General features: G+C 45.5%; 16 protein-coding genes. 7 read left to right on the top strand and 9 right to left on the bottom strand.

From position 1 onward, the window contains the following. Positions 1-44: 44 nt before the first annotated feature. From QUA33_RS25245 to QUA33_RS25235, 3 genes are all read right to left on the bottom strand, one after another. Positions 45-527 (bottom strand): hypothetical protein, encoded by a 483-nt coding sequence (locus tag QUA33_RS25245; protein ID WP_333152152.1) that lies wholly within the window; start codon positions 525-527, stop codon positions 45-47. Positions 528-1,089: 562 nt separating this feature from the next. Further along, on the bottom strand, positions 1,090-1,380 hold the full coding sequence (locus tag QUA33_RS25240; protein WP_190661269.1) for a hypothetical protein: 291 nt from the start codon (positions 1,378-1,380) through the stop codon (positions 1,090-1,092). Positions 1,381-1,422: 42 nt separating this feature from the next. Then, positions 1,423-2,094, bottom strand: a complete 672-nt coding sequence (locus QUA33_RS25235; RefSeq protein WP_333152151.1) for a phosphoribosyltransferase family protein — start codon at positions 2,092-2,094, stop codon at positions 1,423-1,425. A gap of 168 nt (positions 2,095-2,262) precedes the next feature. Here QUA33_RS25235 and QUA33_RS25230 point away from each other — a divergent pair, with 168 nt between their 5' ends. The 3 genes from QUA33_RS25230 (at position 2,263) to QUA33_RS25220 (ending at position 5,350) form a co-directional block, all read left to right on the top strand. Beyond that, on the top strand, positions 2,263-2,940 hold the full coding sequence (locus QUA33_RS25230; RefSeq protein WP_333152149.1) for a uracil-DNA glycosylase: 678 nt from the start codon (positions 2,263-2,265) through the stop codon (positions 2,938-2,940). Between the two features lie 231 nt (positions 2,941-3,171). Further along, positions 3,172-4,440, top strand: coding sequence for a DNA methyltransferase (locus tag QUA33_RS25225; protein WP_333152147.1), 1,269 nt, complete (start codon positions 3,172-3,174; stop codon positions 4,438-4,440). Continuing rightward, positions 4,433-5,350, top strand: coding sequence for a Bpu10I family restriction endonuclease (locus QUA33_RS25220; protein WP_333152145.1), 918 nt, complete (start codon positions 4,433-4,435; stop codon positions 5,348-5,350). The genes QUA33_RS25225 and QUA33_RS25220 overlap by 8 nt, the downstream gene beginning before the upstream one ends. 31 nt (positions 5,351-5,381) lie before the next feature. On the opposite strand, the gene QUA33_RS25215 is transcribed toward QUA33_RS25220, so the two are convergent. Genes QUA33_RS25215 through tyrS form a run of 3 tightly spaced genes read right to left on the bottom strand, consistent with a single transcriptional unit; the run spans position 5,382 to position 7,980 of the window. After that, positions 5,382-5,963, bottom strand: coding sequence for a hypothetical protein (locus QUA33_RS25215; protein WP_333152143.1), 582 nt, complete (start codon positions 5,961-5,963; stop codon positions 5,382-5,384). Between the two features lie 37 nt (positions 5,964-6,000). Beyond that, entirely contained in the window at positions 6,001-6,708 is a 708-nt protein-coding gene (pyrF, locus tag QUA33_RS25210) for an orotidine-5'-phosphate decarboxylase (protein WP_333098322.1), read from the bottom strand. A 39-nt stretch (positions 6,709-6,747) separates the two neighbouring features. After that, complete coding sequence (tyrS, locus tag QUA33_RS25205) at positions 6,748-7,980, bottom strand: tyrosine--tRNA ligase (RefSeq protein WP_333152142.1); 1,233 nt, start codon at positions 7,978-7,980, stop codon at positions 6,748-6,750. 308 nt (positions 7,981-8,288) lie between these two features. Here tyrS and QUA33_RS25200 point away from each other — a divergent pair, with 308 nt between their 5' ends. Continuing rightward, the gene (locus QUA33_RS25200; protein ID WP_333152140.1) at positions 8,289-10,208 is read left to right on the top strand and encodes a transglycosylase domain-containing protein; all 1,920 of its coding nucleotides are present in this window, start codon (positions 8,289-8,291) and stop codon (positions 10,206-10,208) included. A gap of 178 nt (positions 10,209-10,386) precedes the next feature. Here the strand turns inward: QUA33_RS25200 and QUA33_RS25195 are convergent, their stop codons facing one another. The 3 genes from QUA33_RS25195 to QUA33_RS25185 form a co-directional block, all read right to left on the bottom strand. After that, positions 10,387-10,710: a DUF1825 family protein gene (locus QUA33_RS25195; protein ID WP_015176373.1), complete on the bottom strand. Its 324-nt coding sequence runs from the start codon at positions 10,708-10,710 to the stop codon at positions 10,387-10,389. 202 nt (positions 10,711-10,912) lie between these two features. Further along, complete coding sequence (lepB, locus tag QUA33_RS25190) at positions 10,913-11,506, bottom strand: signal peptidase I (RefSeq protein WP_333152138.1); 594 nt, start codon at positions 11,504-11,506, stop codon at positions 10,913-10,915. A 409-nt stretch (positions 11,507-11,915) separates the two neighbouring features. Beyond that, on the bottom strand, positions 11,916-14,393 hold the full coding sequence (locus tag QUA33_RS25185) for an ATP-dependent Clp protease ATP-binding subunit (RefSeq protein WP_006632591.1): 2,478 nt from the start codon (positions 14,391-14,393) through the stop codon (positions 11,916-11,918). 707 nt (positions 14,394-15,100) lie between these two features. Here QUA33_RS25185 and QUA33_RS25180 point away from each other — a divergent pair. The 3 genes from QUA33_RS25180 to QUA33_RS25170 all read left to right on the top strand — a co-directional run bounded on the left by QUA33_RS25180 (position 15,101) and on the right by QUA33_RS25170 (position 18,201). Beyond that, positions 15,101-15,490, top strand: coding sequence for a phosphoglycerate mutase family protein (locus tag QUA33_RS25180; RefSeq protein WP_333152136.1), 390 nt, complete (start codon positions 15,101-15,103; stop codon positions 15,488-15,490). 210 nt (positions 15,491-15,700) lie between these two features. Beyond that, positions 15,701-17,098 carry a hypothetical protein gene (locus QUA33_RS25175; protein WP_333152134.1) on the top strand — a complete coding sequence of 466 codons (1,398 nt, stop codon included), beginning with the start codon at positions 15,701-15,703 and terminating at the stop codon, positions 17,096-17,098. Positions 17,099-17,259: 161 nt separating this feature from the next. Then, positions 17,260-18,201 (top strand): bestrophin family ion channel, encoded by a 942-nt coding sequence (locus QUA33_RS25170; RefSeq protein ID WP_333152132.1) that lies wholly within the window; start codon positions 17,260-17,262, stop codon positions 18,199-18,201. Positions 18,202-18,334: the final 133 nt, after the last annotated feature.

The raw sequence follows: 18,334 nt of genomic DNA, 5'->3' as shown, positions 1-18,334 counted from the left end.
GGGTCATTACTCAAAACAATTTGAAGGAATATAGCTTCAGCTTATCACCCTTCTCTCAAGAATGAAATAGCCCTGAATAATCCCCAAATATCAATATTTTGCTTAACAAACAAATTAACGTCTTCAGCTAAACGCTGATCGGGATTATCAACCTTATCATTGAACTTAATTTTGTAGAAACCTTGATTGCTAAAATATTTCTTCAGTAAGTGATTCGTTAGCCACTTTCGCCAGTAGAGTTGCAGTACATTTTGCGAATAGAAGAAGAAAACCATAATGGGCGTGAATATGGCAAACAGACCCAATAGCATCAGCCACATCTTATAGAAGTCTGAAACATTCTTTCCCGTGACTGCATTCATCAAGTCTCGCATAATATAGCTCTGGACTATGCCCACAGCATTGAAACCTAGCATTAATAACATTACGAGGGCGAACAACCCCCTAGCTCCCCATTTTTCTCTGGAAAAGAAGTAGGGGTTGGCGATCGACCAAAACTGCTTTACCGACTGCTTCAATTGATTCATCTTTTCTTATGGGTAAAAAAAATTTGCTTTGGTGGAAACTACCTGTAGCCGATGGGGCAATTCTCATCGTTCTTGTCCATCAGCGACACCTGGTATGGGTGATACTCCCGTGGTACTTCCCTAATGATGCTCGGATCACTTCAGGATTTCTATCTTAAGGTAGATGACACATTTTAAACTTCAGTAAGTTTACGGATTTTAAATCAATACGGTTCAGTTAATTTTTTTTTGTCCGAAGAGAGCTTTGGGCGAAGCATAAGCCCTTCGGGCAGGCACGCGCCTTCGCTGTATCTATTTTTCACAGTGTTTTGTCTCCGTGAGTGTCTTATCCCAAGCGTATTGAATTATTGGTGAAGTCTCGATCTTCTCTTCTCTTCCTACCCTACCCTTCGGGAACCCCTGCGGGGAACGGGAACGGCTTCGCCGAAGGCGTCTTCGCGGTTCGTTCAAAAAAACCTCGAGTTCACAACCCGCTGAGGATTGCGATATAAGTTATGCAATTGCTTGACCACTTTCGCAATCACATGGTCAAACCCGCCTCTAAAACTCAAAACGGAATTAACTATCTAATCAGTTCAGCAAAACTATAAAAACTGATAATTAATAACAACAAAGCTGTCAGATGAGTTAGTTGAAATTGAGGCCGCGGGCCGATAGATTCCCGCACCAAAATTGAAAAAGACGAACCAATTATATAACTCAGAGACAGCGTTAAATACTGCCACTGTAATGTTACACTCCACAGCCCGAGCAAAATCATCGCCAAAGTTAACATTACCAACTCAACAAAGCGAGGCGGATTGTGCTGAGTAGACAGAATCAAAGTGTCCAACCAATATTGCCAAGGTCTCATGTTTTAGCGATCGAGCTTTTAGATTCAGCCTTCTAGCTTAACCTACGATCGCCATTCAGTTTGTTGCTGCAAATACCTTAAAGCCTCCGCCGTCTCAACCTGCGGAAATTGCCCGTAAAAGCGACTGACACTGTAAAAAGGGTGAGGAGTCTCCAGAACAATCAACTTATCGCCCATCTGGGCCAAAAATCCCATCAAATCTGCCGGGGCGACAGGCGCGCAAATCCACAAAGCCGCCGGTTGCTGCGACTCCACAGCCTTAGCGGCCACAGCCATCGTCATCCCCGTAGCAATGCCGTCATCTACCAAAATCGCCAAAGCCCCAGTCGCGCTGATATTTGGGCGTCCAGGAGACAAATCTGCCAGCAGAGATTGAGCATTATTTTGAGCCCGGGGCAGGGCTGATTTTTGCAAGCGTAAATTGTGCTGCTTTTGCTTTTCCCAGAGGACGTGACCGTCAGCAGTTGCAGCCCCGATCGCCAATTCTAAATTATCTGGGCGAGTAATTTTCTTGGCAACAACCACATCCAAAGGACAGCCCAAGCGGCGCGCAATCGGCACAGCAACGGGCAAACCCCCGCGCGGCAAGGCGTAAACAATCGGTTTCACCGCCTTCTGTGTCATTAAACTCAACTTGCCGAACTCGTCCACAACTGCCTCGGCCAGTTTTTCGCCTGCATCGGCGCGATCGTCAAAAAACGGGTTAGAGAACATATTTTTGCCTGTACGAGCTCAACCAAACAATTGGAGATTGTGCCAGTGTTAATTGGAGATTGTACGCTCGACAGCATCACCTACAAGCTTCTAGCCAATCTCAAATCACCAAACCCGATCTAAACTATAAACTCTAGACTCCAAAATCTCTCCCTAATTGTAAAATTTATGTCCAGCGACTTGCAACTGAGCCTTTTTGACAACAATCAAAGTGCCACTTTCCAAACAGACTCAATACCAGCAAATGCCAAAATTCCCATTCCTCCCGGCACTTATCAAAATATGCAACAAATCGGCGAGCACTGCAACCGCTGTCACCGCTGCGAATTGGGCAACAGCCGCACTCACGCCGTCATCGGGCGCGGCAATCCTCAAGCCTCAATTTTGATTGTGGGAGAAGCGCCCGGACAAAACGAAGATGAAACCGGATTGCCATTCGTCGGGCGATCGGGCAAACTGTTAGATAAGATTTTAGAATCCGTGGGATTGAGTGCAGAAACCGACGTATTCATTGCCAACGTCATCAAATGTCGCCCTCCCAACAACCGCCCTCCGACAGCAAAAGAAATCGAAGCTTGCAAACCATACTTGCTCGAACAAATTCGCATCTTAGACCCCAAAATTATTTTATTAACCGGTGCAACAGCCCTCAAAGGTTTGTTGAGCGACAAGCGACCAATTAGTAAAATCCGAGGTCAATGGATTGAATGGGAAAATCGTTTGTGTATGCCTATTTTTCACCCGTCGTACTTGCTGCGCAATCCCTCCCGTGAACCGGAGACTCCGAAATGGTATATGTGGCAAGATATGCAAGCTATCAAGGCTAAATTGGATGAGTTAAAATAGCAATTATAATAACTTTTTGTTGATTTGTCGGGGCTGGTTACACCAACAATCTCTGATTTTTACCCACAATCTTAAAACCAGCCCCCACCCACCGAAAAATTATAATTAATTTTCATGTGCAATTGGTAGGGGGCTGGTTTCACCAACAATCTCGGATTTTTACCTGCCATCTACAAAACAAGTTCTCGCTTTCCATTCATAAATTCACGCCCCGTAGTAAAAATCCGAATTATGGTTGTCTCTAGTATTTTTAGTGAAACTCCTATCAATAGACAAGAAATTCCTCAAGAACTATTAGACATTGAAGATAAACAACGTACTAATCCACTTCCTTGGAAAGGGCAATTTTCACCCCAGTTCATCGAAACTTTGATTGATAAATATGCCACTAAAAATAGTGTGATTTTTGATCCATTTTTAGGTAGTGGAACAGTTTTATATGAGGCAGGAAGATTCGGACTGGAAGCCTGCGGAACAGAAATAAATCCAGCAGCTTTAATCCTAGCTAACACTTATAAATTCATCACTCTTTCACCAAGAAAGCGTGAAAAATGTATCAACTTTTTTCTCGATCAACTAAAAACAGAAATATGGGAGAGAATGCCACTATTCCAAACAATACAAAAAGAATTTACACCCAATGATTTAATAGATAAAATTGTAGACGTAGCCGTTGATGATGAAGAAAAGTTCCTTAATATTCTACATGAAGCATTAGTGATATTGCTAGACTTAGAAAACAAAAAACTTACAAAATCAAGAGTTTTTACACTTGCGAAAAATCTCGCTACTTTTGTCCTTAAACTACCCTATAGTAAAAAGCCGATAAATGCCTACAATGCCGATGCAAGACACGTTCCCTTACAAAACTCCAGCGTCAATCTTGTGATTACCTCCCCCCCTTATATCAATGTATTTAACTATCATCAGCAGTATCGCGGTTCTACTGAAGCACTAAATTGGAAAATTTTAGAGGTGGCAAAATCAGAGTTTGGTTCTAATCGCAAGCATAGAAGTAATAGATTTCTAACTGTCATTCAATATTGCTTAGACATCGCCTATTCTTTGCAAGAATTGTTAAGAATATGCAGCCCTAACAGTAGAATAATATTTGTAGTAGGTAAAGAATCAAATATTAGAGGAACGCCTTTTTTAAACGGGGAGTTAGTTGCAGAAGTTGCTCGTCAAGTATTGGGAATTAGCTTAGATATCCGTCAAGAAAGAAGTTTTGTAAATCGCTATGGAAAAACTATCAAAGAAGATATACTACACTTTACAAAAAGAGAAGACTTACAATATTATTTTGCCATACATCAAGCCAGAAGTCTTTCTATAGAAGCTTTAATATCTGCTTATTCCGTAGCGAATGAACAAGTAAAAGATGAAATTAAGGATGCTATCGATAAGGTTGCCACAGTACAGCCCTCACCTTATTTCGAGCTGCAGCGTTCACGGAAAACCATTGAAATACTCAACCCAAAAGAAGAAAATTATGTTTAATTTAGCTCAACCACATGGGGACAAACTAGCAGCATTACTTGATAACGTGAAATTACCTCCTACAGATAAACGGCGTGTTAATCAAGCAATCGAATACTATAAAAAATGGTTGAAAACGCTTAAAAACATTAGGGGGAATGATCTGAAAGTTGTTCCAGAGATGGTATCCCATCTAACCTCCTATAAGCGATACATTGACGTTGAACTAATTTTTGACAGTGACAATGATTTTTTGTACCGTCAAAAAGGGCAATTAAAACTTGACAACTCAATTATTGAAGAATTTATACCTATCTTAGTTACAACCGTCTTTGCAGATTCATTAAAGGACAAAGAATTATCCTTTGGCCCAACACAGTGTTTTTCATCACTACGATTTGAGTCAAGTTTAAAACTCAGTCCAAAAGGCGGGGGGATGAGTATTCGAGCCAAGGATCAAGATTTTGCGATTAGTAGAAAAATTTTTCTAAAAGCCTCTCATAACCAAGATTTTAAGGAGACTACCTCCCGCGAGGCAAATATTGCTTATGTTGCGGCTGAGTGTAAAACAAATCTTGATAAAACCATGTTTCAAGAGGGCGCAGCAACTGCCCTGGATGTAAAATTGAGTGTACCAGGAGCAAAGTATTTCTTGCTATGTGAGTGGCTTGATATGTCGCCGATTAGCTCATCACTCACGGCTATTGATGAGATACTAATTTTGAGAAAAGCAAAACGCTTATCGTCTAATATAAGAAGTGCTTTTAGTACGGTAGAGGGAAGAAAGAAAAATAAAGATTATTTTGTCAGCCATCTCGATAACAACCCCTTTGCACCGGAAGTTTTTATGAGATTTTTAAGTGAGATTGAAGGGATGATTGGTAAAGATGAACTAGACGAAGATGACGTGCTGTCAAGAGGCTATTTTTAAGTGTAAAAAAAATCATCGGAACCAGCGAAAGTTATGGCTTTGCCTGACAATCGCGCAACCACAAACGAATCGCCTCAGCAATTTCGCTTTCACTATCTTGACCTAATAAAGGACGAATATCCGCCGCAGTACCAAACCGAGAAACGATTTTTGCCAACTCCCAGCCCTTCTCCGTTTTAGTGAAAAATAACCAATGATATTGCTCAATTTCGACAGGTTTTCCCCCGCGATACTGCCGTTCCAAAGTAGTAATGAAAACTTGACGGGCATTTTCAGGAAGTGCATCCCCAGAATTTAAAGGTAGCGGTTCAAACTCCGGCCGGCCGGCTAAAATTATTTGAGGCAGCGCGTAACCGGACGGTGTGTTTTTGTTAGGAGAAAAGTGCGATCGCACAATTACGCGATTAGCATAACTCGGCAAATCTTGCAACAGGCGATCGACCAAAGTTTCTAAATCAGCGGCACAGGGCGATCGCACTAACAAATCATACCGACTTGCATTGATACTGTTAGTATGATTTGTCATAAAATCAACTGCCAAAGTCGGAGTTGCAACCGCAGATACCAGCAGATAAACACAGATAAACGCAGATAAAATTTTATTGGCGTTCATCGGCTTTTATCGGCTGTAAAAAACAACATTTCTATTGTTACTCCAACTCTTCACAAATACGGGTAAAAGCCGCCACTGGATCGGGCGCAGCAGTAATTGGCCGCCCAATCACCAGATAATCCGCACCAGCTTTCAAAGCAGCCTTTGGAGTCATCGATCGTTTTTGATCCCCTCCATCGGCCCATTTCGGACGCACACCGGGACAAACTAACAGAAAATCATCCCCGCAACTCATTCTTAACTGTTCCACTTCTTGCGGAGAACAAACAGCCCCAGCTAAACCCGTTTCCTTAGCCAACAATGCCATATGCAAAGCATATTCCGGCAACTCCAAAGGTATTTTCAACTCAAAAGCCAACTGTCGCGAATTCAAACTCGTCAACAGAGTAATTGCAATCAACTTAGGACTGGGTTTATCCACAGCCGCCCCTTCAGTCAAAGCCAACTGTGCCGCTTTCAAAGCATCTTTACCACAAGTAGAATGGATAGTCAATAAATCCACATTATACTTAGCAGCAGCCCGACAAGCACCAGCTACAGTATTCGGGATATCGTGAAACTTCAAATCGAGAAAAATCCGCTTTTCCCGCTGTTTTAAAATTTCCAAAATCCCCGGACCGGAACTCACAAACAGTTCCAAACCCACTTTCCAGAAAGATACTTGCGGCAGTTTGTCGAGGAGTGCGATCGCCTCTTCTTGACTCGAAACATCCAAAGCAACAATAATTCGATTATCAGCGTTCATCAGCATTCATCAGCCTTCATCTGCGGTAAAAAAATAGATTCAAGACACCAATCGCACAAACTTATTCTTCCCAACCTGCAAAACCTTACCGCATAAATCAGCCGGTGATTCAAAAGTAAGATTAACATCAGAAACTCGATCGCCCTCCAACTTCACCCCACCGCCCTGCATCAACTTCCGCGCATCACCGCTGCTTTTACAAAGCCCGCTAGCACTCAGAATATAAAACAACTTAGCCGGAAACTGCACACTTGCCAAGGAAAACTCGGGCACTGCATCAGCTTGTCCCGCCGCACCTTTAACCAGTGCCATTGCATCTTGTTGTGCGCGATCCGCTGCTTCCGAACCGCGATATTGGCGCACCACATCCACAGCCAAAAGTTTCTGTTTTTCTCGCGGATTTTCTGGCAATTCATTAAGTGGCAAATCTGTCAAGAGTTCAAAATATTGGGCGATCGAACTATCGGCAATTTTCTCCAACTTAGAATACATAGTCAGCGGGTCTTCCGACAAACCTACATAATTGCCCAAAGATTTCGACATCTTTTGTACGCCGTCAGTGCCGATCAAAATCGGCATCAGCAAACCAAACTGCGGTTTCATCCCAAAATGCCGCTGCAAATCTCTCCCCACCGCAATATTAAACTTTTGGTCGGTTCCCCCCAACTCAACATCAGCTTCCAAAGCCACCGAATCGTAACCCTGCATTAGCGGATACAGAAACTCATGCAGATAAATCGCGTTTTCCTGCTGCATCCGATTATCAAATCCCTCTTTAGCAAGCATCTGCTGCACCGTCATCGTCTTCAGCAGTTCCAAAATCTTCGCCAAGTCCAATTTTGACAACCACTCGGAGTTGTAGCGAATTTCCAAACGGCCGGGTGTGTCAAAATCTAGAATCGGACGCACTTGGTCTAAATAAGTCTTGGCATTTTCCGCCACTTGTTCGGCAGTCAACTGGGGGCGCATCTCCGACTTCCCTGTCGGATCGCCAATTCTTGCGGTAAAATCTCCGATGACCAGTACCGCTGTGTGACCGGCATCTTGAAAAGCCCGCAGCTTGCGGACGCAAATGCTGTGTCCCAAGTGAATGTCACTGCCTGTCGGGTCAATTCCCAGTTTGACGCGCAAGGGTCGATCGACTTTTGCCAGCAGTTGGGCTAAATTTTCGTCAGGGTTGCTAGAATCAGGTCGATCTGGAAAAATCTCGCTGACGCCGCGGTAAAGCGCTGAAAGGTTAGGAGTTATCATCGGGAAGCGATCGTTCATCATAGTTTTGCCAAAGTGCAGCAGAATTAGTTACACTCACTGGTTGACGCATAAAAACATAACTATCAAGCTACTATAATCCCAAAGCTGACCGGCTTTCATTAGCTGACCCCGCCCAAAAACGGATACCAGCCCCCGACAACAGTCGTGGAGATCCCCAAATTTTAGACTCTTGTTCAAACCCCCAGATTCATCTGTGGAATAAATCTAAAATTTAAAATCTAAAATCTAAAATCGACTGACAGTCTTTCGGGTTCGCATCTAAAATTAAAAGTCTTAAACCCCAAATCGAGTGAGGAAGTGAAATCCACGTGTCAACCAACGCAGTCCGCAATAACACGGAAAACTCAGCCCCCGTATTTGAGTTTGTTCAGTCAGTCAGTAAAGTGACCGCCGGAACCATACTCAGCATGACAATGCTTGCCAGTTCCGTAGTCGCTGGCGGACTGGTTGGCTTAGCGATCAGCTTCCGCAATTTGCCAGATGTTCGCATCTTGCAAACCTACTCTCCCACAGAAACTACCCACATTTACGACATCAACGGCAAGCCGCTAGCCAGCATCCACGACGAAGCCAACCGGGATGTCGTACCCCTCGACCAAATCTCCCCGAACCTGAAACGAGCTGTTCTGGCGATCGAAGATAGCAACTTTTTCACCCACAAAGGCATCAACCCTGGCGGGATAGCCCGAGCTCTTCTAGTCAACCTAGAGAAAGGTAGAACCGTGGAAGGGGGCTCGACTATGACTATGCAGCTAGTCAAGAACCTGTTTCTTTCTCCCCAGTCAAAATTTAGTCGCAAGGTAGCTGAAGCGGTAATGTCTATCCGCTTGGAGCAAATTCTCAACAAAGACCAAATTCTGCAACTATACCTGAATCAAATCTACTTAGGTCACAACTTGTATGGCGTAGAGACAGCCTCTCGAAGCTATTTCAACAAGTCAGCAAGTAATTTGACTCTTTCAGAAGCAGCCATGCTGGCCGGCTTAATCTCTGCCCCCGAAGAATACAGTCCTTTCGTCAATTACAAGTTGGCAAAAGAGCGGCAAACAATCGTTTTAGGCCGCATGAAGGATCTTAAATGGATTACGCCCGCCCAAGAAACTGCAGCCCGCCAGGAAAAAATTAAACTAGGCAAAATTACCTCTTTTGGCGGCTCTCAAGTTCCTTATGTAACACAAGCCGTAGTCCAAGAACTGACAAGGCGTTTCGGGCGAGATGCCGTGGTTAAGGGAGGAATGCGCGTTCAAACCACGATCGACCTCAAAATGCAGCGCATAGCCGAAGAAACCGTCAAAGCCTGGCACAATCGGCTTTACTACCAAGGGCTGTTTTACGATCGCGAGGAAGGTCAAATTGCCCTAGCCGCCGTCGATCCCCGCACCCACTTCGTCAAAGCAATGGTGGGCGGCGTCGATTACGAAAAGAGTCAGTTCAACCGCGCCATTCAAGCACGCCGCCAGCCAGGATCTTCTTTTAAGCCTTTTGTCTACTACGCTGCCTTTGCTAGCGGCAAATACGGCCCGGATTCAGTTGTGTACGACTCCCCTGTCGGCTACCGCGACGGCGACGGCTACTACTACCCTCAAAACTACGGCGGCGGCTTCTCCGGTGCAGTCAGCATCCGCAGAGCTTTGGAAGTCTCTCTCAACATTCCCGCCGTCAAGCTTGGCCAAGAAGTCGGATTGAATAAAGTGATTGAGATTTGCCGGGTGCTAGGCATCAGAAGTCCGATGGAACCGGTGATTTCTTTGCCCTTGGGTGCCGTTGACCTCACTCCTTTAGAAATGGCCGGAGCTTTTGCTACCTTCGCCAACAACGGCTGGCATTCTGACACCACGTTTATCGTGCAAGTCACTGACAGCAGCGGCAACGTCTTGCTCGACAATACGCCCAAACCCAAATTAGTTCTCAATTCCTGGGCGGCGGCATCTGTCAACAGCGCCCTGCAAGGGGTAATTAACAACGGAACGGCAAGGGCTGCTCAACTTGGGCGACCGGCTGCTGGGAAAACTGGTACAACTTCCTCAGAACGGGATATCTGGTTTGTAGGTTACGTGCCGCAGTTGTCGGTGGCTGTTTGGATGGGCAACGACAATTACAGACCGATGAGCTACGGTGCTACTGGCGGTACTATTGTCGCCCCTGTTTGGCGTGATTTTATGAGCCAAGCTTTGGAAGGCGTTCCCGCAGAAAGTTTCAAACCTGCTTCATCTTTTGAACGGCCTTAATTATCAGTCATTAGTCATTGGGCATTAGGCACTGGGCATTGGGCATTGGGCATTGGGCATTGGGAATACTTTCTTTTTCTTCCTTCTTCCTTCTTCCCTCTTCCTTCTTCCTTCTTCCTTCCATCCGTTACATCCGTCGAGCGAATCCGTTGCCGAACTTCCTTCTTCCTTCTGCTCACTATGATTGTTTTTCCAGCTCAGATTTCATCCGCTCCAGCGTTGAGTTCATTTGCTCAAACATCTGCTGGGGCGTGATACCAAATTGATTGAGCTGTGTTTTTAACTGCTCTACAGTCATCTGAGCCATGAAGTCCTCAGAAAGCTCAAAGCGCTTCATAAAAATACGGTAGCGCTCCATCATCGATTCCATCTGAGCGATGAACATTTTCTTGCCTTCGCGATCGAATTTGCCGTAACTGCCACCTAGTTTGATAAGAGATTGATAGTCTTCAAACAATAGCTTGGCTTCTTGCTGAACAATTTCTGAATCAAAAAATCCCATAGCTTTCCTAATTTTTTAATATTCAACTAATTTTGATTGAGGCGAGAAATCTCGCTGCTTTTTGTACTATTTTATCAGTTGCCGGAGGAAGTCCCTACCCCTTAAGGCACAAGAATAAGTAGAAATTTCCGTACAGCATAAGGGATGGGCATTGGCCAAACAGGGCATTGGGCTGGCGATGACAGTCAACTGTCAACTGACTTCAAACTTGACCGATGCGTTCTAGAGGCCAAAATCGCACGACAGCGCGGCCGATGATGTTCTGCTTAGGTAAAAATCCCCACCTGCTGGAGTCGTTGCTGTTGTTGCGGTTGTCTCCCATCACAAAGTATTCATTTTCTGGGACGCGATAAGGCCCCCACTGGTATTTAGGAGGTTCGGCAATATATTTTTCGTCGAGGGGTTTATCGTTGAGATAAACTAAACCTTTTTTAACGGCGACGGTTTGACCCGGTAAGCCAATTATCCGCTTGATGAATGCTTGGTCTTGGGTAAAGCCTTGTTCTTGCAACTTTTCAGGCGGGGAAAATACTACGATGTCGCCAGTTTTTGGAGGTTCGAGGTAGTAGGAGATTTTTTCGACTACGACCCGATCGCCCACGTGCAAAGTGGGTACCATAGAATCTGAGGGTATGTAGCGCGGTTCGGCGACCAAGGCTCGAATCACTATTGCTAAACTCAAAGCAATAATCACTATCTGAAGATTTTCTCGCTGCGACTTCCACGCTTTCTGCCACCAGCTTTCAGGCGGATTTTCTGCTACTTGTGTACCCAACTTATTTTTTTCAGATGTCATGAAATTCCTCGCTAAATAGTTGCCACTAATTATCTAATTAAGCTCGCTCAGCATTTAAATTGCATCTCCAGAAACAATCAAACCATGAGCTGGCTGGACACGCGAACCAGCCCCAAATATACAATTTAAAGGCAGTACAGCTTACCCTTGAAGTATGTCACTGTTAATTACTAGACGTGCAGTGCAGGCAGTCGCAAACAATCTTGAAAAGCATCTGCGTTGTATCTGCGTTCCATCTGTGGTTTCCCTATCAATCAAAGATTTATGCCATAACTCTCCTCTTGATATTAACTCATAAAAAAGGCAGAGAATTTAAATTCTCTACCTTTTTTATGTGAGGATTTTGAGTTGTTTGCGATTACGAGATTGGTTATTTCCAAACTTAACTCGCGATCGCACTTACTCAAACTTACTCAGCGCCTTGGGGCAGCAATTCCCGCTTTTGACCTTGCAGCACCTTAACAATTCCGTCCTCGCCCACATCCACAACAGCGGTGTCGCCGTCTTTGATGCGGCCAGAAAGGATTTCCTCAGCCAAGCTGTCTTCCAGCAAGCGCATAATGGCGCGGCGCAGGGGTCGGGCTCCGTAGCTGGGGTTGTAGCCTTCTTCTACCAGCCGTTCTTTGAATTTTTCGGTCACTTCCAGAGTGATTCCCTGTTCTGTCAAACGACCGAACACTTCTTTGAGCATGATGACCGCGATTTCCTTGACTTCTTCCTTGTTCAACTGGCGGAAGACGATAATTTCGTCGAGTCGGTTGAGGAATTCGGGGCGGAAGTAGTTTTTGAGCTCTTCGTTAACCAAAGAACGAATGCGGTTGTAATTAGCATCGGCTTGATTGTCGCTGAACTCGAAACCGAGGCCGCCGCCGCCTTTTTCAATCACCTTAGAACCGATGTTTGAGGTCATAATCAGCAGCGTGTTTTTGAAGTCTACGGTGCGACCTTTGGCATCAGTTAAGCGGCCGTCTTCCAATATTTGCAGCAGCATATTGAAGACATCGGGGTGGGCTTTTTCGATTTCGTCGAACAGAACGACTGTGTAAGGACGGCGGCGGACTGCTTCTGTGAGTTGGCCGCCTTCGTTGTAGCCAACGTAGCCTGGAGGAGAACCGATGAGTTTGGAGACGGTGTGCCGTTCCATGTACTCGGACATATCCAGCCGAATCATCGCGTCTTCGGAACCGAAGAAGTAGCCGGCTAGGGCTTTGGTGAGTTCGGTTTTGCCGACGCCGGTGGGCCCGGAGAAGATGAAACTGGCGATCGGGCGATTGGGATTTTTCAAGCCTACCCGCGCGCGCCGGATGGCGCGGGAAACGGCTTTCACTGCTTCTTCCTGGCCGATCAAGCGCTGGTGCAAGGTATCTTCCATGTGCAGCAGCTTTTCGGATTCGGATTCGGTCAATTTGTTTACCGGGACGCCCGTCCAGCTTGCCACGATTTGAGCGATATCTTCTTCGGTCACTACTGGCGATGGGTCGGTTTCGCCGGTGCGGGCCGAGTCGGTTTTTTTGGCTTGGGAAATAGCGCGAATTTCGGCTTTGATCGTCATTTCCCGATCGCGCAATTCGCCGGCTTTGTCAAAGTCTTGAGAACGCACCGCTTCGTCTTTATCTTTGAGGACTTGGCGCAGTTCTTTGTCAAGTTCTTTGGCTGCGGGGGGCAGTTGGGAGTTGATCAGGCGGACTCTAGAACCAGCTTCGTCTACCAAGTCAATTGCTTTGTCTGGGAGGAAGCGATCGGAGATGTATCGGTGAGAGAGTTTGGCTGCAGCTTCGAGGGCTGTATCCAAGATTTTCAGCTTGTGGTGCTGTTCGTAGCGTTCCCGCAAGCCGAAGAGAATCTCGATCGTCTCGTCAACGGTGGGTTCGCCGACCATGACGGGCTGGAAGCGTCGCTCTAGGGCTGCATCGCGCTCGATGTGCTTGCGGTACTCGTCGAGGGTCGTAGCACCGATACACTGGAGCTCGCCTCTAGCCAAAGCCGGCTTGAGAATGTTCGCTGCGTCGATCGCCCCTTCAGCCGCACCTGCACCTATCAAAGTGTGCACTTCGTCAATCACCAAAATCACGTTACCCGCTGTGCGGATTTCGTCCATGATTTTTTTGAGGCGTTCTTCAAATTCGCCCCGGTATTTCGTACCGGCAACGAGCAAGCCGATGTCGAGGGTAACAACGCGCTTTTCTTCGAGGATGTCGGGGATGTCGTTGTTAGCGATGCGCTGGGCGAGGCCTTCGGCGATCGCGGTTTTGCCGACTCCGGGTTCGCCGATTAGCACCGGGTTATTTTTGGTGCGGCGACCGAGGATTTGAATTACCCGTTCGATTTCTTTTTGGCGTCCGACTACTGGGTCTAGTTTGCCATCGACCGCCATTTGAGTCAGGTTGGCTCCAAATTCGTCGAGGGTTGGGGTTTTGGTGCGAGCGCCGCCGCCAGTGGCTGCGACTTCTGCGGTTTCTCCCAGCATCCGAATCACTTGGGTGCGGACTTTCGACAAGTCTACTCCCAGATTTTCTAAGACTCTAGCCGCTACTCCTTCACCTTCGCGGATCAAGCCCAGCAGCAGGTGTTCAGTGCCGATGTAGTTGTGTCCGAGTTGACGAGCTTCTTCAAGGGATAGTTCTAGAACCCGCTTGGCGCGGGGGGTGAACGGAATTTCTACTGCTACGAAGCCGGAACCGCGCCCGATGATTTTTTCCACTTCAATGCGCGCGTCTTTCAGGTTGACGCCCATTGATTTGAGGACTTTCGCTGCAACCCCGGTTCCTTCTCCGATCAGACCCAGGAGGATCTGTTCTGTCCCTACGAAGTTGTGACCCAGGCGGCGAGCTTCTTCCTGGGCCAACATGATTACTTTTATTGCTTTTTCTGTGAAGCGTTCAAACATGATTTATTCCCATCACCTGCTGCTATGTGCCCGTTTCGAGGTCACGCTCGCACAACGAGCGTTTGTGTTCGAGTGTTAACTCGTACTGCTTATTCTAGCGCGACACTCCCAACCTATCTGCCGCACTCGGCTGCGGTTGCAGATTCCAGGCTCATGTTGCAGGGTGGCTTTCAACTGGGAAGACCCAAATGGTGGCTGACCTACAACCTCCCCTAGACTGCAAGAAGATTGCTCTTCTCGGCCCGTGCCCAACCTACGACTGCGTATTGATGGATTCTAGCATAATCTTTTTGGCTGTCCTGCAGGTGCAAAAGTGATAATTCTCGAAGTACAGGGCGGGTTTTGCACAAAACTTATTAGTTAGATTCTCGATCGATCCCCTAAACTCATCCTTAACCTGCAGCCCATATCTAGAATTTGTTGCTTTAGGAGGGCGAGAGCGAGCTGGGCTTTCTTCATCTAAAATTTTGCCTCAGATCTGTTGGGAATTTGGGTAGTGTTCAGGTTGTCAGTTGTGCGATCGCTCCTGAGCAATTATTGAGTGTTACTATACTCCGAGGGGTTTGGCTCAGACTATACTCAGCAGGGTCAAAGACCTTGCTTTCGTAGCAGAGTGCTTTGGTCGTTAACTCGTCTGACTTAAAAGTCTGAAAATTCAATCGTGGAAAAGAATCTAAATCCTGTTTAAGGCGTAGTGAAAGTAAATAATGAACACTAGAAACTTAGATGACCAGGTAGAAAGTACCGACAATGGATCGATCGAAGTTACAAGTAAATTCCACGATGCAGCTACAACAACTTCTGCGGCTTCACCAAAAGAATTCAATGCAGAACAGCTAGGACGTGTCTACTTTATTCGGCACGGTGAAAGTACCAGTAACGAACGCAACATTTTTGCAGGAGTCCTGGATGTTGACCTCACATCATTTGGCCGATTGCAGGCGCGCCGTGCAGGTGTTGACCTAAAGAAAAAAGGTACAAAGTTTGACGCAGTATACGTCTCCCACATGAGACGCGCTAGGCAAACCTGTGAAATCGCCATTGCTGAAAGTCAAGCACTAAAGTCGTCCGATACCCCAGTTGAAATAGCTCATTGAATTAGCGAAAAATCCTTTGGCATTTTTGCTGGTCGTAACCTAAATTTGCTGCGTCTAGCACTGCTTGTAATTTTCCGGGTAAGGGTGGGATCTGCTGTTAAATCAACAGCTATCCCTCTGACTAACTGGTTAAAATCCCAAGAACATGGAATAAAGACATAATCGAACTAATCAACTTATTAATTTCGGATTAGAAATTGTAGAGGTAAAATGCTAGAAGCTATCAAATTTAACAATAATCAAACCGCCACAGCCGATTGGCGACTAACTCCTGGCTACTTGCATGAAGGTAGATCGGATTTTGAATCAGCACATATTTTGCTAGGTCGTTTTTTAGCCGATAGAACCTCAGAAGACCCCTTGGTAGAAAAACAACTATTTGCCAGCGACGGCATTTTTGAGTGGGGACACGCCAAGCCTTTAGAAAAAGTGATTAATTCACGGTCTGACTTGGATTTTCTACTGTTGCATCCCAATTTGTTACGCAACTGTATTACTATCATCGAACCTTGGGAACACGTAGGCCTTAACGCTCTTGGCGAAGATGTTCGGGCTTCCAAAAATGTCGCCTACATTGCTCAAAAAGTAGCGGATATGGACTCAGTATTGCTGCCTGTTTGGTCAACAGGAGTCCTCGATCCAGAAATAGTTGTTCCCGCAATTAACTCTGGTTATGCAGTGGTAGTCGAAGGCGGCGATCCATCGACATACGATGCCTCCACCTGGACAAGTCCGGCGTGTCCGCGAGAGGATATGTTTGCATTAGTGGAAAAACTATTGATCTCGCGATCGCCCACCAGTGCTGCTGCCATCTTTATTTGTGTGGGACACCAGTTAGCTGCTGAATGTCATATACGGCTCATCCGTCGTGCAGTCAAAGAAGTTTTGGGCACGACATCTCTGGATCGCGATCGCTCAGGCATGGCTCTGAGATCGTTGCAAGAAGTCTGCCAGCGCATCGAAGCAATGGGCAAGACACTCGAAGTCAAAAAGCGTGATGGAAGAGTTGTTGCCAATGGCTGGAATGACGAGCATTTTGCCGTGACGCGCAATGAATTAAAAGAAGTAGGCGATCGTGTGTTGTTGCCTTATCAGTCTCCAGACGGCGATGCTTTAGGTATTCCTTGGGAAATTATCCATGCTCATGATGTCACAGCCGACAGCCATGAAGGCGTGATTGACACAACAATTCAATATGAGGCAAGAGTATCAATTTCGATGTTTCATTCGGATGAAGTCAACGAAGAAGCAATATTGTTTGCAAACTGGGCTTACCGCAGTATTCATGACGCTATTGTTCCCTATCGTCATATCATCGCTGGTAGCTCTCTGAGTTGGCTAATACAACTGCCCGACGCCATTGAAATTCTTTGTTCAACAGCAGAGGAAGATGGTGAAATAGTTACCGAATGTTCAGCAACCTGCATTAATTACAAAGACTTTGAAACTAAGAAAATTAGACGCTCGTTTACTTGCCAGTTCCATCCAGAACTGCTCTCCGATTTGCGAGCGATCGGTAACAGTGAAGCTCCCTCCTATTCAACCTTGAAAAATGATGATGGTGTCCGCTTATTTGTCCGACTGCTGTATGCAGGAATGCAAGAGTAAGGCTGTTAGCTTGCGCCACTACTTGCGTGGCGCAAGCGGTGCTTTTAGGGATGACGATAATCATTAATTTATGATCCGGGAAATACAACTAATTATCTAGTTGCCTCATCAAATAAACTTACTAAAATATAGTTTTATTAAAATAAAATTCTGGATTAATTATGAAAACAAAAACTCAACACTGGTTTAAACTTGCTTTCCAGTTCAGAGGCTCAGTTATTTTAGCCATTTATCAACGAGTTATTGGGTTTGGTCTGTTTAGTTCGATTGTTTCTGTACTTTACTATTTCAACCTCCCTGTATCCCAACCTATTTTGGGAAGTATTATTCCCAGCATTGTCTTAGGCTTATTACTGGTTTTCCGAACTAATACCGCTTACGAAAGGTTTTGGGAAGGTCGTAGGTTATGGGGAAATTTAGCCAACGACACCCGTAACATGGTTTGGCAAATTGGCGCAATGATGAACGACATTGAACCAGAAGATCGAGGCAAAAGAATTGCACTCATTCGCCTCGTAGCTGCTTTCCCCATAGCGTGTAAATTGTATCTTAGGTCAGAATCTGTAAATAGCAACTTAGAAGAATTGATGTCTCCATCTCAGTATTTGCAGCTAAAGACAATCCACAATCCACCGCTACAGATAGTCTTTTGGATAGCAGATTATCTACAACAGCAGTATCAACGTGGTAACGCTGTCTTACATTACAGTCATGTAGTTTTTCTGCAAACTACTGTGAAGAGTATGATGGAGTCTGTAGGACACTGCGAACGCATTTTAAGAACGCCCCTCCCCCTAGCTTATTCCATTCATCTCAAGCAACTGTTATTAATTTACTGCCTGTTATTACCTTTTCAGCTTGTTAAAGATTTGGGATGGGGGACAGGCCTATTTGTTAGTTTGATTAGTTTTACGTTACTTGGCATTGAAGAAATTGGTCTGGAAATAGAAAACCCGTTTGGCTACGATACGAACGACTTGCCTCTTGATGCTATTTGCAACACAATCAAATACGACATTGAAGAGTTTCTCACTTGTAATCCCCACCTCAACTCTAAGTCAGAGAAAATTTACCAAGAAGATGGGTATGATAAACAACTGTAACATTTTTAGACCTCTCACAAAAAAAATGAACTTTGAGGTAAGATAAATTGTTAGGACGTAACTGCTCAATAAGTGCTGATAAGCAAGTATCGCCAAAGTAACTCAGACAAGGCCTGATGGCCTCAAGCTGAGA

Source organism: Microcoleus sp. Pol14D4, assembly GCF_036701245.1.
Taxonomy (GTDB): domain Bacteria; phylum Cyanobacteriota; class Cyanobacteriia; order Cyanobacteriales; family Microcoleaceae; genus Microcoleus.
The sequence above is the reverse complement of the archived record's forward strand: the minus strand, read 5'-3'. Positions and strand labels throughout refer to the sequence as shown.

Bases quoted from the DNA above. Each gene is read 5' to 3' on its own strand.
- QUA33_RS25245 (WP_333152152.1), bottom strand. From the start codon at position 527: ATGAATCAATTGAAGCAGTCGGTAAAGCAGTTTTGGTCGATCGCCAAC.
- QUA33_RS25240 (WP_190661269.1), bottom strand. From the start codon at position 1,380: ATGAGACCTTGGCAATATTGGTTGGACACTTTGATTCTGTCTACTCAG.
- QUA33_RS25235 (WP_333152151.1), bottom strand. From the start codon at position 2,094: ATGTTCTCTAACCCGTTTTTTGACGATCGCGCCGATGCAGGCGAAAAA.
- QUA33_RS25230 (WP_333152149.1), top strand. From the start codon at position 2,263: ATGTCCAGCGACTTGCAACTGAGCCTTTTTGACAACAATCAAAGTGCC.
- QUA33_RS25225 (WP_333152147.1), top strand. From the start codon at position 3,172: ATGGTTGTCTCTAGTATTTTTAGTGAAACTCCTATCAATAGACAAGAA.
- QUA33_RS25220 (WP_333152145.1), top strand. From the start codon at position 4,433: ATGTTTAATTTAGCTCAACCACATGGGGACAAACTAGCAGCATTACTT.
- QUA33_RS25215 (WP_333152143.1), bottom strand. From the start codon at position 5,963: ATGAACGCCAATAAAATTTTATCTGCGTTTATCTGTGTTTATCTGCTG.
- pyrF (WP_333098322.1), bottom strand. From the start codon at position 6,708: ATGAACGCTGATAATCGAATTATTGTTGCTTTGGATGTTTCGAGTCAA.
- tyrS (WP_333152142.1), bottom strand. From the start codon at position 7,980: ATGATGAACGATCGCTTCCCGATGATAACTCCTAACCTTTCAGCGCTT.
- QUA33_RS25195 (WP_015176373.1), bottom strand. From the start codon at position 10,710: ATGGGATTTTTTGATTCAGAAATTGTTCAGCAAGAAGCCAAGCTATTG.
- lepB (WP_333152138.1), bottom strand. From the start codon at position 11,506: ATGACATCTGAAAAAAATAAGTTGGGTACACAAGTAGCAGAAAATCCG.
- QUA33_RS25185 (WP_006632591.1), bottom strand. From the start codon at position 14,393: ATGTTTGAACGCTTCACAGAAAAAGCAATAAAAGTAATCATGTTGGCC.
- QUA33_RS25180 (WP_333152136.1), top strand. From the start codon at position 15,101: ATGAACACTAGAAACTTAGATGACCAGGTAGAAAGTACCGACAATGGA.
- QUA33_RS25175 (WP_333152134.1), top strand. From the start codon at position 15,701: ATGCTAGAAGCTATCAAATTTAACAATAATCAAACCGCCACAGCCGAT.
- QUA33_RS25170 (WP_333152132.1), top strand. From the start codon at position 17,260: ATGAAAACAAAAACTCAACACTGGTTTAAACTTGCTTTCCAGTTCAGA.